This window comes from Micromonospora sp. NPDC085948 (assembly GCF_040686315.1).
GTDB lineage: Bacteria > Actinomycetota > Actinomycetes > Mycobacteriales > Micromonosporaceae > Micromonospora.
In genome coordinates this window covers 446803-460044 of the sequence record NZ_JBFBJW010000001.1, presented here as the reverse complement: position 1 = coordinate 460044, position 13242 = coordinate 446803, and the positions used below count along the sequence as shown (strand labels likewise).

The window sequence follows — 13242 nt, the reverse complement described above, 5'->3', positions numbered from 1 at the left end:
CATGACGGCACGGATCGTCCTCCTGGTCACCTCACCCCGGTTGCCCGCCGGCCTGCTGACCTCCGCGGCCTGGGATGTCGTACGCCAGCACCCGGTGTTGACCGGCGCGGAGAGCGAGCTGGTCACGGCCGTGCGCCAGGCGGGCGCCGAGGTCACAGTGGTGGAGGGGCCGGCGACGCAGCCGTTGCTGGATGCGGTGGCGACGCACGGCACTGTGGTGTGGTTGGCCGGTCCGGCGGGCGACGAGGCGCTGGCCCGTGAATTGGGTCTGCGGTTGGCCCGGCAGCCGGGGTTGGCCGAGATGGAGCTGATGTACGGCTCGTGGGATCCGCCGGGCGCCCGACTGCTCGACGCGGTGGCCGTGATGGACCGGCTGGCCTCGCCGGGCGGCGATCCGTGGAAACGCGCGCAGACGCACCGCAGCCTCGCCGGCTATCTGCTGGAGGAGAGCTACGAGGCGTACGACGCGATCAGCGCCGACGACACCGACGCGCTCCGCGAGGAGTTGGGTGACGTCCTGTTGCAGGTGGTGCTGCACGCGCGGCTCGCCGAGGAGTTGCCCGAGGACGAGCGGTGGACCATCGACGACGTGGCCGGTGGCCTGGTCGACAAGATGATCCGGCGCAATCCGCACGTCTTCGCGGGTGCCGAGGCGGGCACTCTGGAGGACATCACCGAGAACTGGGAGCGGATCAAGCGCGCTGAGAAGTCACGCGACTCGGTGCTGGACGGCGTGGCCCTGAGCCAGCCCGCCCTGGCCCTGGCCGCGCAGATCCTGAAGCGCGCCGCCCGCAGGGGCATCGAGGTCCCACCGCCGTTGGCAGACACCCAGGTGGACGCCGAAGCAAGGTTGGGCGCGAGCCTCCTGGCCACGGTAGCGGCGGCCCGCGAGGCGGGCATCGACCCGGAAGCTGCCCTGCGCCGCGCCACCCTGGCCTACGCAGAGGCCATCCGAACCGCCGAAAGCCCACCCGCCTAAACCCCCACCCCCGAACCCCCACCCACGAACCCCCAGACCCGCGTTGATCATGAAGTTGTTGCCACGACACGCCGAGGTCGACGGCAATAACTTCATGATCGACGTAACAGGTGGCAGTGGGTGGGCCGGTCGGTAGGGTGGGCCGGGTGGAGGCGTTTGGGGTACTAGCTGAGCGGGTTGTCGAGGCACTGCTGGAGTCACGGCCGGGGGTTGCCACCGCTGCCGGGGACCACCGGTTCGACGACCGGCTGCCGGACCTGTCCGTCGACGCGCTGGCCGCCGACCGGGCGATGCTCTCCGACGCGGCCAACGCGCTGTCCGAACTGGACCCGGACTCGCTCGACCTGGACGAGCAGGTCGACCACGCGCTGCTCAGCTCATTCGTGGACCGGGAGCTGTTCGAGCTGACCGAGATCCGGTCGCACGAGTGGGATCCGCTGCGCCACAACCCCGGTGCGCTCCTGCACCCGCTGCTGGCCCGCCCGTACGCCCCGGCGGAGGTGCGGCTGACCCAACTGGCCGGCCGGCTCGCCGCCGTACCGGACGCTCTCGCCACCGCCCGCGCGACGCTGCGGGACATGCCGCGGATCCACGCCGAGACGGCGGTCGGGCAGTTCACCGGCACGGCCGCGCTGATCCGCGACGAGCTGCCGGCACTGCTCGCCCAGGCGCCGAGCACCCTCGACCGGGTCGAGCCGGCGGCGACCGCGGCGATCGCCGCGCTGGAGGAGTTCGTCGCCTGGCTGCGCGTCGGCCTGGCCGACGACGCCGCCCCGGGCCGTGACCCGCGACTGGGCCGACGCCGCTGGGAGGCCCGCCTCTGGCACACCCTCGACACCGAGTTGAGCGCCGCCGAGATCCAGCGCCGCGCCTGGGCCAACCTGGACCGGGTCACCGCCGAGATCCGCGAGGCGGCAGTCCAGCTGGTCGGTGGCCCCGCCGACGACGCGGCCGTCCGCCGCGCACTCGACGTGCTGGCCGCCGAGCACCCGAACGACGCGACGATCGTCGACCTGGCCGGCATCACGCTGGACGAGGCCACCGACTTCGTGCGCGCGCACGACCTGGTCACCCTCGTCGACGACCGGTGCGTGATCCAGGAGATGCCGGAGTTCGCCCGGGGCGTGGCGGTGGCCTACTGCGACTCGCCAGGTCCGCTGGAGACCGCGCCCGTGCCCACCTTCTACTGCATCGCGCCCACCCCCTCGGACTGGCCGCCGCACCGGGTCGAGTCGTTCTACCGCGAGTACAACGACCACATGATCCGCAACCTGACGGTGCACGAGGCCATGCCGGGGCACTTCCTCCAGCTCGCCCACGCCCGCCGCTACGTCGGCGGCACCCGGGTCCGGGCCCTGGCCGAGTCCGGGCCGTTCATCGAGGGCTGGGCGGTGTACGCGGAGGAGCTGATGGTGGGGCTCGGCTTCGGCGGCCTCCCGGTGCGGTTGCAGCAGCTCAAGATGCAGCTCCGGATGACCATCAACGCGCTGCTGGACCAGCTGGTGCACGCCGAGGACCTCCCCGAGGCCGAGGCGATGGCGTTGATGACCGAACGCGGCTTTCAGGAGGAGGGCGAGGCGGCCGGCAAGTGGCGCCGGGCGCTGCTCACCTCCACCCAGCTCTCCACCTACTTCGTCGGGTACAGCGAGGTGGCCGAGATCGCCGCGGCCCGCCCGGACGGGGTGTCGGTCCGCGACTGGCACGACGCGATGCTCGCCCACGACTGCCCGCCCCCGCGCCACCTGCGCACCCTGCTGGGGATCTGAGCCCGCCCTGCCGCGCGCGTGGGTCAGCGCCGCCGGGCGGTCACCGTCGCGTCGATCAGCCAGCGCGAGATGGAGTACGCGGGCGGCAGCTCCGCCGGCAGCGCATCCAGGCCGAACCACCGGGCCTCGGTCAGCTCCCGGCCATCGACCACCGGCTCGGCGTGCGGGTCCGCGGCCCGGGCGGTGAACCCGGCGAGCAGCACACCAGGCCCGGAGATCGCCCACGGTTGGCTGCCGAAGTAGGCCAGGCGGTCCACGGGCAGCCGGACCTCCTCGCCAACCTCCCGGTGCACCGCCGCCTCCAGTGTCTCGCCGGCCTCGACGAAGCCGGCCACCAGCGCCCACAGCCCGGTCGGCCCGGTCGCGTGCCGGACCAGCAGCAGCTCGTCGGCGCGACCGGCGGGGCCGGGCCGGGTGATCGCCACCAGTACCGCGGCGGAGAGCTGCATCGGCACGTACAGGCCGCAGGCGGGGCATCGCCGGGCGGTCTCGCCGGGCAGGTCGGTCAGCTCGGCACGGCAGGCGCCGCACCACCGGTGGGTACGCCGCCACGTCACCACCGCCAGTGCCCGGCCGGCGAGCGAGGCGTGTGGCTCCGGCACCTCGGCGGCGAGCGAGGCCCAGCCGCGCGCCCGGCCGGGCAGATCGTCGGCGCTGGGCACGTCGGTGGCCCACGCGGGTGTTCCGTCCAGGGTGCCCAGCGGCACCCAGTCGGTGTCGGCCGGCAGGTCGACCACCCGGAGCGGTCGGCCGTCGGCGGCGGTCAGCAGCTTCGCGCCGGTCACCGGCAGGGCCAGGTCGCCGGGGGCGGGCGGTCGGCTCCGGTCGGCTCCCGGCCGGAACCCGTCGGGCGCTGCGCTGGACGGGGGCAGGCCCGTCCGGTCGGTCACGAGCCGCTGGGGCGACGGTCCACGACACCGGCGCCGGCAGGCGGGTCGAACGCGCCCGTGTCGACGGTCGCGGAGTAACGGCTCAGCGCCAGGTCCACCGGCTTGCCGTCGACCGGCCCGGTGAAGCTGCCGAGTACGCCCTCCGTGGTCACGCAGGCGGTGAAGTCGCCGGACGACGAGCCCTGCACCTCGACGCAGGCGGCGTGGTGCCCGGCGACCGTGGTGTCGCTCTGCTTGATGACCGCCTGTGGGTCGAGCGCGGCGGCGGTCAGCAGCCCGACCACCACGGGTGGGGTGGCGAGGCCCTTCTGGTTGGCCTCGCCGAAGAGCGTCACGGTCGGTTTGCTGCCCGGTGTGGGCGGGGCGACAAGCGTGCACTCGGGGCGGGCGCCTGTCGTCGTACACCTGGTGATGGCCTCCGGGGTGACGGTGAGTCGCCCGCCCGGGTAGGTGTACGCGGACCGGGCCGGATCCTGGGCCTGCACGATCGCGGCGCGCTGGCCGCCCGGAAGTTGGTAGTCGGCCGAGTAGGTCAACTCCAGCGCCCGGTCGAGCCGGGCGGCGAGGTCGTTGACGAGTTCCGAGCGACCCATGGCGACTCCGGCGTCCTCGAACGTCTGACAGCCGGTGACCGTGAGCGACGCGATGACCGACACGGCGAGCATGCGGAGGGTGGTCGAGGCGGCGGGCATGACGACCAGCCTGGTGGATCTGGTCCGCGCAGCGCAAACCCGTTGCCGGTTGACGCCCGGAAATCCGGGAATGTCCGTCAACGCGGGGCGACTCGGGTGCGCGGGCGACGCCGTGCCCGTTCGCGCCGCCCGATACGCTGCGTTCAACACCTGCCTCAGCCGCACCGTCGCGGCCCACCCACGGACCGGATCACAACAACGAGGAGCGACTTAGTGGCAACCATCGAGGGAATCGTCGCCCGGGAGATTCTCGACTCGCGGGGCAACCCCACGGTCGAGGTCGAGGTCGGCCTGGACGACGGCACGGTCGCCCGCGCCGCCGTGCCCTCCGGCGCCTCCACCGGCGCCTTCGAGGCGATCGAGCTGCGCGACGGTGACGCCGACCGCTACCAGGGCAAGGGCGTGGAGAAGGCGGTCTCCAACGTCGAAGACAAGATCGTCGACCAGATCATCGGGTACGAGGCCAGCGAGCAGCGGCTCATCGACCAGAAGATGCTCGACATCGACGGCACCGACAGCAAGTCGGAGCTGGGCGCGAACGCCATCCTCGGGGTCTCCCTGGCGGTGGCGAAGGCCGCTGCCGGCAGCGCCGAGCTGAGCCTCTTCCGCTACCTGGGCGGCCCGAACGCCCACCTCCTGCCGGTGCCGATGATGAACATCCTCAACGGTGGCGCGCACGCCGACTCGAACGTCGACATCCAGGAGTTCATGGTCGCGCCGATCGGCGCGCCCACCTTCCGCGAGGCGCTGCGCTCGGGCGCGGAGGTCTACCACGCGCTGAAGTCGGTGCTGAAGAAGAAGGGCCTGTCCACCGGGCTCGGCGACGAGGGTGGGTTCGCGCCGAACCTGCCGACCAACGCGGCAGCCCTGGACCTGATCGCCGAGGCGGTCGAGAAGGCCGGTTACCGGCTCGGCACCGACATCGTGTTCGCGCTCGACGTGGCGGCCACCGAGTTCTTCGACAACGGCACCTACACCTTCGAGGGTGCCGCGAAGTCCGCCGAGGAGATGAGCAACTACTACACCAAGCTGGCCGGTGACTACCCGATCGTGTCGATCGAGGATCCGCTGGCGGAGGACGACTGGAGTGGCTGGCAGACGCTGACCGCCTCGATCGGCGACCGGGTGCAGATCGTCGGTGACGACCTGTTCGTGACCAACCCGCAGCGCATCGCCCGCGGCATCGCGGAGAAGTCCGCGAACGCGGTCCTGGTCAAAGTCAACCAGATCGGCTCGCTGACCGAGACCCTGGACGCCGTGGACCTGGCCCACCGGGCCGGCTTCAAGTGCATGATGAGCCACCGTTCCGGCGAGACCGAGGACACCACCATCGCCGACCTGGCGGTGGCCACCGGCTGCGGCCAGATCAAGACCGGCGCGCCGGCCCGCTCGGACCGCGTCGCGAAGTACAACCAGTTGCTCCGGATCGAGGAGGAGCTGGCCGACGCGGCGCGCTACGCGGGCGCCGGCGCGTTCCCGCGCTACCGTTCGGCCTGAGCGCGCGAAGCCTCGGGGGAGGGGTGTGACGATGCAGCAGCGCCGCACACCGGGTGGTCAGCGTCCCGCCCGCCGGCCGGGTCAATCCGGTCGGTCGGGTGGCGGCCGGGCCACCCGGGGATCGGTCCGCGAGACCGGCGTCCGCGCCGAGCCGCGCGGCACCGCTGGTCGGGCTCCGGGCGCGGCCCGGGGCGCCGAGGGCGTCCGCTCCGCGAATCGTCCCGCCGCCGCTCGGCGTACCGCCGCCGGTGGCGCCGTCAAGCGGCTCACCGCACCCCACCCTCGTCGCTTCACCGGTCGGGCCACCGTGCTGTTCGCGGTCCTGATCGCGCTCGCGCTGGCCTACACCTACCCGGTCCGGGTCTATCTGGACCAGCAGGCCGACATCGAGCGGATGGAGGCCGCGCAGGCGGTGCAGGAGGCGGAGATCGCCAAGCTCGAGGCCGAGGCCGCCAACTGGAAGGACGAGGCGTACATCGAGACCAAGGCCCGGGAGCGGTTCTTCATGGGCCGCCCCGGCGAGAAGATGATGGTGGTGCTGAACGACCCGGAGGGCGCCGCCCGGGACGCCGGGAAGTCGGCCGGTTCGGCCGCCCCGGCGGGGCCAACGACCTGGTACGACACGCTCTGGTCGAGCGTGCAGGCGGCGGACAGCCAGCAGCCGGGCAAGTGATCCACCGATCGACGCACCAGGAGAGACCGTGACTGTCGTACCACCGTCGGAGCCGGCGGCGGATTCCGTACCCCTGCCGCAGCGTGAGCCGGCCACCGAGGCGGACCTGGCCGCGGTGGCCGCGCAGCTCGGCCGGACGCCCCGGGGCACCCGGGCGGTGGCCCACCGTTGCCCGTGCGGACTCCCGGACGTGGTGGAGACGACTCCCCGTCTCGCCGACGGCACGCCGTTTCCCACGCTCTACTACCTGACCTGTCCCCGGGCCACCGCGGCGTGCAGCCGGCTGGAGTCGGCGGGGCTGATGAAGGACATGGCGGACCGGCTGACGACGGATCCCGAGTTGGCTGCCCACTACCGGGCCGCCCACGAGGACTACCTCACCCGCCGAGAGGCGATCGGCGAGGTGCCCGAGATCGCCGGTGTCTCGGCGGGTGGCATGCCGGGCCGGGTGAAGTGCCTGCACGTGCACCTGGGTCACGCGCTGGGCGCCGGCCCGGGGGTGAACCCGTTCGGTGACGAGACGTTGGAGCTGGTCGAGCCCTGGTGGACGGCCGGCCCGTGCGTGGACGTCCCGGCGGCCGAGTGAACGCGCCGGCCGGGTCCTCGGCGCCGGAGAGCCAGATCCTGGTGCGGCGCGCCCGCACCGGCGACGTGCGCGGCATCCGGCAGCTGGTCGACACCTACACCAACGACCGGCGGTTGTTGAGCAAGGCGACGGTCACCCTCTACGAGCAGGTGCAGGAGTTCCGGGTGGCGGTCCGCCCCGCCGACGGCGCGGTGGTGGGGTGCGGTGCGCTGCACGTCATGTGGGAGGACCTGGCCGAGATCCGTACGGTCGCGGTGGACCCGGTCTGTCGGGGCCGACGGATCGGGCACCGGCTGGTGGGCGAGCTGATCGACGCGGCCCGCGAGTTGGGGGTGGCCCGGATCTTCGTGCTCACCTTCGAGACGCGGTTCTTCGGCGCGTTCGGCTTCCAGGAGATCGACGGCGCACCGGTGCCGCAACCGGTGTACGAGCAGTTGCTGCGCTCGTACGACGAGGGTGTCGCGGAGTTCCTCGACCTGGAGCGGGTCAAACCGAACACGCTCGGCAACACCCGGATGCTGCTGCGCCTGTAGGTCAGGCCTTGCGGGGGTGCGCGGCGAAGAACTCCCACATCAGGTCGGTGGCCGAGAGTCCTGCGGAGGAGTCGGCGAGCGAACCGGTCGTCGCCCCCGGCCAACTGTGGCCCATCTCGGGCAGGGTGTAGACGCTCACGTCGCTGCCGTCCTTGCAGCTCGCCAGCGTGTGCGTCACGCCCGGCACACCGGACGCCTTCGGGCTGGACCGGCAGGAGAGCCGCTGCTGCCAGGTCTTCATGCCGGCCTGGAACGTCGAAGCGTACCGGTCCTGGCCGCCGATGAAGGTGATCACGGAGACCGGGCTCTTCGGCACGTAGGTCTCGGCCGTGGTCAGTTTTCCGCTGTACCCGCCGCTGACCGCCCCGATCGCGGCGAACTTGCCGGTGCTCTCCACCGCCGCCCGGAAGCTCATGTCGCCGCCGTTCGAGATACCGGTGAGATAGACCCGATTCGCGTCCGCGTGCCAGGTCTGCACCAGGTGGTCGGTGAGGGCGCTGAGGAAACCGACGTCGTCCGCGTTGCCGCAGCAGATCAGCGCGTTGAAGCCGCCGTCCACCCCGTCGGGATAGGCCACCAGCGCGTTGTCCTTGTCGGCCTTGGCTTCCAGGCCGGCCAGCTCCCGGATGCCGGTGGCGCTTCCGGGATAGAAGTGCAGCGCGATGACCAGCGCGGGCGACCGGCTCGGGTCGTACCCAGGTGGTGCGTGCAGCAGGTAGCTGCGCTCCTGGCCGTTGTGGTTCAGGGTGAGGTCGTGGTCACCCGCAGCCGGGGATTCGCTGGTCGCGGCGGGCGGGGCCGGCGCGGGCCGTCCCCGCTCACCGCAAGCCGCAACCAGGACAATGAGGCAGAGCCCCGTCAACACCGCCATCATTCGCCGCACGTCGGCCACCCCCCGTAGACCCGCGTCCACTCTGGAGGTGCGTCGCTGGTGGAACAACCCTTTCGGCCCTGGGCGAAGGGGGGCAGGCTGTCCCTCATGCTTCGTCTCCAGCTCGGGCCGGCCGACCTCTGTCGGGTGCGGTTCGCCGACCGGCTGCATCCGGTCGGCACCGCACTGCTGGCCGGTCAGTGGCTACGGGACCCGACGGTTGCGGCGTTGGCACCGGCGCTGGCCGATCAGGCGGCGACGGTCGAGCGCACGGGCACCGCGCGGGCCGCCACCGCGACGCTGCGGCACCTGCTCCCCGCCCGGGGACGCCTGCCGGACTTCGTCACCCCGTGGGCCGGCCTGGAATCGGTCGAGGCCGGTCTGGAGGCGATCCGGGCCACTCCGGCAGGGCGGATCCGGGCCGAGGCCACCGCGTCGTACGCGCAGACGGCTGTCACCCCGCTGCGGCGGCGGTTCGCGGATGCTGACCCGGAGGTGTTGGGCCTGTTCGGCGGGGCCGTCCGCACCTGGTTCGACGCGGTCCTGGCACCGCTCTGGCCCGATCTGACCGGCGCGTACCGCCAGCAGGTGACCTGTGCCAGCCATCGGCTGGCGCAGCATGGCCTGGACGGCCTCTTCGCGGGGTTGCACCCGGCGATCCGGTGGCGGGAGCCAATGCTGGAGGTGCGGACGTGGTGGAGCGGGGACCTGCCCGGCACCGGCCACGGGCTGATCCTGCTGCCCTCCCCGTTGGCCGGACCCCGCCCCCGGGTGCTGGTCCAGCCCGGTCACCCGATCCTGCTCGTCTATCCGACGGTGCTGCCCGCGCTCGGGGCCACCGCCGGGGGTGATTCCCTCGGTCGACTGCTCGGTGCCACCCGGGCGCTGGTGCTGCGTCGGCTGGCGGTCGACGGCGGGATGACCACCACCGTGCTGTCCCGGGCCGTCGGGATCAGTCTCTCCTCGGCCTCGGAGCACGCCACCGCGCTGCGGTCGGCCGGTCTGGTGGCCAGCGAGCGGGAGGGTGGGGCGGTTCGGCATCACCTGACCGCGCTCGGCGCGCAGTTGTCGAGCGGCTCGTCCGAGGGGCGGCACCCCGGCCACGCTCCGGGGTGGCCGCCCGTCCTGCCGTAAGGTTGCTGCCGTGACGACGCGTGTGGCGGCCATCGACTGCGGGACCAACTCGATCCGACTGCTGGTCGCGGACCTGCCCGAGGAGTCCACCGGGGCGCCGCTGACCGACCTGACCCGGCGGATGGAGATCGTCCGACTCGGCCAGGGTGTCGACCGCACCGGCCGGTTGGCGCCGGAGGCGATCGAACGGACCCGGGTGGCACTGGCGTCGTACGCGGTCGACATCGAGAAGCTGGGCGCGGAGCGGGTGCGCATGTGCGCCACCTCGGCATCCCGGGACGCCGCCAACGCCGACGACTTCACCGAGATGGTGCGGGGCACCCTCGGCGTCGCGCCGGAGGTTGTCACCGGCGACGAGGAGGCCCGGCTGTCGTTCACCGGCGCGGTGCGTGGCCTGCCGACCGACGCGAAGGAGCCGTTCCTGGTCGTCGACATCGGCGGTGGTTCCACCGAGTTCGTGGTCGGTGACCGGGCCGCGGGGGTGCGCACGGCGATCTCGGTGGACATCGGCTGTGTGCGAATGACCGAGCGGCACCTGCCCGGCGACCCGCCGACGTCCGAGCAGGTCAGGGCGGCAGAGGCCGACATCGCGGCCGCGGTGGACCGGGCGCTCGCCGTGGTGCCCGGCCGCGAGGCGGCCACCCTGGTCGGCCTCGCCGGGTCGGTCACCACCGTGGTCGCCATCGCGCAGGGCCTGCGGGAGTACGACCCGGAGCGCATCCACCACGCCCGGGTGTCGTACGAGGCGGTCGCCCAGGTGACGGCGGACCTGCTGGGCCAGACCCGTGCGCAGCGGTTGGCGATCCCGGTGATGCACCCGGGCCGGGCCGACGTGATCGGTGCGGGAGCGCTGGTGCTCCGCGTGATCATGGAGCGGGCCGGGATGCCGTCGGTGGTCGCCTCGGAGCACGACATTCTCGACGGCATCGCCTGGAGCCTCCAGCCAACCACCGAGCGCTAGGCGTTGATCGACTCGCCCTCCATGTAGCCGGGGTGTCCGGGCAGCGTGGATGCCCCGTTTTGCGGACAACCACGGACTCGCCACACGCCAAGATCGTGCTCGATCACGGAAATAGTGGCATCGTCCATACGCTGAGGCCACTACATCCCTGATCGAGCACGATCAAGGGGCGCTCGTGCCCGTGCCCGTGCCCGTGCCCGCGTCCGCCCGGCGTGTCGGGGCGTAATCGTTGACGGTACTTCGCATTGCACAGTAGTGTGCATTGCGTGGACACCACACAGTTGCTGAAGGGCGTGCTCGACATGGCCGTCCTGGCTGTCCTCCGAGAGGAGGACGGCTACGGTTATGACATCCTGCGCCGGTTGCGTGAGGCCGGCCTGGAGGAGGTCGGTGACGCCTCGGTCTACGGGACGCTGCGCCGCCTCTTCGCCGCCGGCCTGCTCACCACCTACGTCGTGCCGAGCGAGTCCGGGCCGCACCGCAAGTACTACTCACTCAACGCCGCGGGGCGCGACCAGTTGACCCGCTCCGGCAAGCTCTGGCGCTCGTTCGCCACCACCATGGACAGTCTGCTCGACGATCGGGGGATGGCGGCATGACCGTCGCGGAGCAGGAGATCACCGACTATGTGGCGCGGGTCCGGGCCGCTCTGGCCGACCTGCCGGCCACACAACGCGACGAGCTGACCGAGGATCTCGCCGACCACCTCACCGAGGTCGCCGCCGAGGCCGAGGGCACCCTGGTCGAGCGGCTGGGCGAGCCCGAGACGTACGCCGCCGAGCTGCGCGCCGCGGCCGGCGCCGCCCCGGGCGGCGGTGGCCGCAATCTCGACCACCGGGTCACCGCCGCGCTGGTCCGGCTGCGCAGCCGGCTGAGCGCGATCGACACCCGGCTCGGTCCACCCCTGGGGTACGCGCACGCCAGCGACTTCCTCCGCCTGCTGCGCCCCGGCTGGTGGGTGCTGCGCGGCTACCTGGCGGCGATGCTGGTCAGCGTGGTCAGCAGCGGTGGCGGCATTGGTCTGCTGCCCCGCTTCGGTGGCGAGCTGCTGGCTGGCCTGATCATGCTGGTCGGCTTCGTCCTCGCCTCGATCTGGCTCGGACGCCGGTCCGCCCAGCTGGCCCGCTGGCCACGATCGGCGGTGCAGGTGGGCAGCGCGGTGCTGGTGGTCTTCGCGCTCATCGGGCTGGTCGACGCTGAGGGTAGGCACGCCGACGACTACTACTACGACCAGACCTCGGTCGACAGCCAGTACAGCCAGGTCCGGGACGTCTTCGTCTACGACAGTGAGGGCCGGCTGGTGGAGAACGCCCGACTCTTCGACCAGGACGGCAACCCGATCCGCCTCGGCTACCCGGACTGTGGTCCAGTCAGCGAGAACGGCAATCCGCTACTGCGGCCGTACCCGTACTGCGTGGACCGGGCGCCCTTCGGCCCCCGCGGTCCGGCCGGGTCCAATCCCACCGTGACAACACCGCCCGCGACCAGCACGCCGCCGGCCGGGCCGACCAGCACGCCTACGGCGGAGCCGACCAGCACGCCGCCGGCCGGGCCGACCAGCACGCCGTCGAGCGGAACGACGACCGGCGAGCCCTCGGCGGAGCCCACCAAGACACCGAGTCCCACCCCCACGAGTTGAGTCACGGTGTGTGAATTGGATCATGCGGGCGAGGCTGGAAATAACTGAACGGACGAGGCGAGCGGGACGGCACCGGAAATCAATGATCGTTACGGTGTCGTCTGCTCATCCACCCCTCGGAAGGAACCCCCGTGCCAGAGCAGGTCGCACCGCAGTCCGCGTCCGACGCCGCACCGGCTGAGCCGGCCGTCGAGACGCCGCAGCCGACCGAGCCGCAGGCGGCGGTGTCCCGTCCGGCCGAGTCGGCGTCGGTCGAGCCGCGTGTGGCCGAGTCGAAATCGGCCGGTGCGGTTGTGCCCAAGCCGCGTGTGGCCGACCCGGAGTCGGCCGGGTCAGAGTCGACCGGGTCGGAGTCGGCCGCGTCGCGCCCGGCAGACCCGAAGTCGGTCGAGTCGAAATCGGCCGAACCGATTGTGCCCAAGCCGCGCGTCACCGCCGCGGAGTCGACCGACCCCGACTCGGCCGAGCCGCGTTCGGCAGACCCGGAGTCGGCAGACCCGGAGTCGGCCGAGCCCGAGTCGGTCGAGCCGGAGGTGAAGAAGTTCGGTGCGATGAAGGTCCTCGGCATCGTCGGCGCGATCCTCGCGGTCGCCGTCGTCGCCGGCCTGAAGTTCGGTGTCGTCTCGGCGATCGGCAACGTCATCAACAAGGACGAGACGGCTGCCGCCAGGGCCGGTGACTGTATCGCCAAGTTGCCCGAGGTCACCGGCACCAAGCAGGAGAAGGTGACCGACGCCAGGATCGTCGGGTGCGCCTCCACCGAGGCGGTGTACAACGTGGTCGGTCGGGTCGACGACCAGACCCAGGACCAGGCCAGAGCCGGCACGGCCTGCGAGCAGTACTTCAAGCCGGACGAACAGGGTTACATCTACTCCACCATCCTGCCCGGCAAGACGGGCTACGTGCTCTGCCTGACCAAGAAGGCCTGACCACAGAAGGCCTGACCACAGCGGTGGATCGGCATCGACGGCGGCGGGGAACCCACCCCGCCGCCGTCGGCGTACCCGGAGTCACCGGCGGG

General features: G+C 72.1%; 14 protein-coding genes. 11 read left to right on the top strand and 3 right to left on the bottom strand.

Annotated elements, in window-relative coordinates; translation table 11 throughout:
- The first annotated feature begins 1 nt into the window (after nt 1).
- Together AB0O48_RS02205 and AB0O48_RS02200 are read left to right on the top strand one after the other, a co-directional pair.
- Nucleotides 2-979 carry a nucleoside triphosphate pyrophosphohydrolase gene (locus tag AB0O48_RS02205; protein ID WP_354983478.1) on the top strand — a complete coding sequence of 326 codons (978 nt, stop codon included), beginning with the start codon at nt 2-4 and terminating at the stop codon, nt 977-979.
- A 146-nt stretch (nt 980-1125) separates the two neighbouring features.
- Nucleotides 1126-2745, top strand: coding sequence for a DUF885 domain-containing protein (locus tag AB0O48_RS02200; RefSeq protein ID WP_357572509.1), 1620 nt, complete (start codon nt 1126-1128; stop codon nt 2743-2745).
- Nucleotides 2746-2768: 23 nt separating this feature from the next.
- Here the strand turns inward: AB0O48_RS02200 and nudC are convergent, their stop codons facing one another.
- Nucleotides 2769-3635: an NAD(+) diphosphatase gene (gene nudC, locus AB0O48_RS02195; protein ID WP_357572510.1), complete on the bottom strand. Its 867-nt coding sequence runs from the start codon at nt 3633-3635 to the stop codon at nt 2769-2771.
- Nucleotides 3632-4327: a hypothetical protein gene (locus AB0O48_RS02190; protein ID WP_357241722.1), complete on the bottom strand. Its 696-nt coding sequence runs from the start codon at nt 4325-4327 to the stop codon at nt 3632-3634. Before AB0O48_RS02190 ends, nudC begins: the two co-directional genes overlap by 4 nt.
- 213 nt (nt 4328-4540) lie before the next feature.
- Between AB0O48_RS02190 and eno the strand changes: the two genes are divergently transcribed.
- The 4 genes from eno to AB0O48_RS02170 are packed head-to-tail and all read left to right on the top strand — an operon-like array spanning nt 4541 to nt 7616.
- Nucleotides 4541-5824, top strand: a complete 1284-nt coding sequence (gene eno, locus AB0O48_RS02185) for a phosphopyruvate hydratase (protein ID WP_184181511.1) — start codon at nt 4541-4543, stop codon at nt 5822-5824.
- Between the two features lie 31 nt (nt 5825-5855).
- Nucleotides 5856-6497: a septum formation initiator family protein gene (locus AB0O48_RS02180; RefSeq protein ID WP_357242396.1), complete on the top strand. Its 642-nt coding sequence runs from the start codon at nt 5856-5858 to the stop codon at nt 6495-6497.
- Nucleotides 6498-6525: 28 nt separating this feature from the next.
- Nucleotides 6526-7083, top strand: coding sequence for a DUF501 domain-containing protein (locus tag AB0O48_RS02175; protein WP_357572511.1), 558 nt, complete (start codon nt 6526-6528; stop codon nt 7081-7083).
- Between the two features lie 35 nt (nt 7084-7118).
- Nucleotides 7119-7616, top strand: coding sequence for an amino-acid N-acetyltransferase (locus AB0O48_RS02170; protein ID WP_357242399.1), 498 nt, complete (start codon nt 7119-7121; stop codon nt 7614-7616).
- A gap of 1 nt (nt 7617) precedes the next feature.
- On the opposite strand, the gene AB0O48_RS02165 is transcribed toward AB0O48_RS02170, so the two are convergent.
- Nucleotides 7618-8490 (bottom strand): polyhydroxybutyrate depolymerase, encoded by an 873-nt coding sequence (locus tag AB0O48_RS02165; protein ID WP_357242402.1) that lies wholly within the window; start codon nt 8488-8490, stop codon nt 7618-7620.
- Between the two features lie 105 nt (nt 8491-8595).
- Here AB0O48_RS02165 and AB0O48_RS02160 point away from each other — a divergent pair, with 105 nt between their 5' ends.
- The 5 genes from AB0O48_RS02160 (at nt 8596) to AB0O48_RS02140 (ending at nt 13150) form a co-directional block, all read left to right on the top strand.
- Nucleotides 8596-9621 carry a helix-turn-helix transcriptional regulator gene (locus tag AB0O48_RS02160; RefSeq protein ID WP_357241729.1) on the top strand — a complete coding sequence of 342 codons (1026 nt, stop codon included), beginning with the start codon at nt 8596-8598 and terminating at the stop codon, nt 9619-9621.
- Between the two features lie 22 nt (nt 9622-9643).
- Nucleotides 9644-10582, top strand: a complete 939-nt coding sequence (locus AB0O48_RS02155; protein WP_357572553.1) for a Ppx/GppA phosphatase family protein — start codon at nt 9644-9646, stop codon at nt 10580-10582.
- Nucleotides 10583-10848: 266 nt separating this feature from the next.
- Nucleotides 10849-11181 (top strand): PadR family transcriptional regulator, encoded by a 333-nt coding sequence (locus tag AB0O48_RS02150; protein WP_030328782.1) that lies wholly within the window; start codon nt 10849-10851, stop codon nt 11179-11181.
- The gene (locus AB0O48_RS02145; RefSeq protein WP_357572512.1) at nt 11178-12221 is read left to right on the top strand and encodes a hypothetical protein; all 1044 of its coding nucleotides are present in this window, start codon (nt 11178-11180) and stop codon (nt 12219-12221) included. The genes AB0O48_RS02150 and AB0O48_RS02145 overlap by 4 nt, the downstream gene beginning before the upstream one ends.
- Nucleotides 12222-12352: 131 nt before the next feature.
- Nucleotides 12353-13150: a hypothetical protein gene (locus tag AB0O48_RS02140; protein ID WP_357572513.1), complete on the top strand. Its 798-nt coding sequence runs from the start codon at nt 12353-12355 to the stop codon at nt 13148-13150.
- The last annotated feature ends 92 nt before the right edge of the window (nt 13151-13242 follow it).

What these genes read in the sequence shown, in the direction of transcription:
- AB0O48_RS02160 (WP_357241729.1), top strand. Translation starts at nt 8,596, where the DNA reads ATGCTTCGTCTCCAGCTCGGGCCGGCCGACCTCTGTCGGGTGCGGTTC.
- AB0O48_RS02205 (WP_354983478.1), top strand. Translation starts at nt 2, where the DNA reads ATGACGGCACGGATCGTCCTCCTGGTCACCTCACCCCGGTTGCCCGCC.
- AB0O48_RS02180 (WP_357242396.1), top strand. Translation starts at nt 5,856, where the DNA reads ATGCAGCAGCGCCGCACACCGGGTGGTCAGCGTCCCGCCCGCCGGCCG.
- AB0O48_RS02165 (WP_357242402.1), bottom strand. Translation starts at nt 8,490, where the DNA reads ATGATGGCGGTGTTGACGGGGCTCTGCCTCATTGTCCTGGTTGCGGCT.
- AB0O48_RS02145 (WP_357572512.1), top strand. Translation starts at nt 11,178, where the DNA reads ATGACCGTCGCGGAGCAGGAGATCACCGACTATGTGGCGCGGGTCCGG.
- AB0O48_RS02190 (WP_357241722.1), bottom strand. Translation starts at nt 4,327, where the DNA reads ATGCCCGCCGCCTCGACCACCCTCCGCATGCTCGCCGTGTCGGTCATC.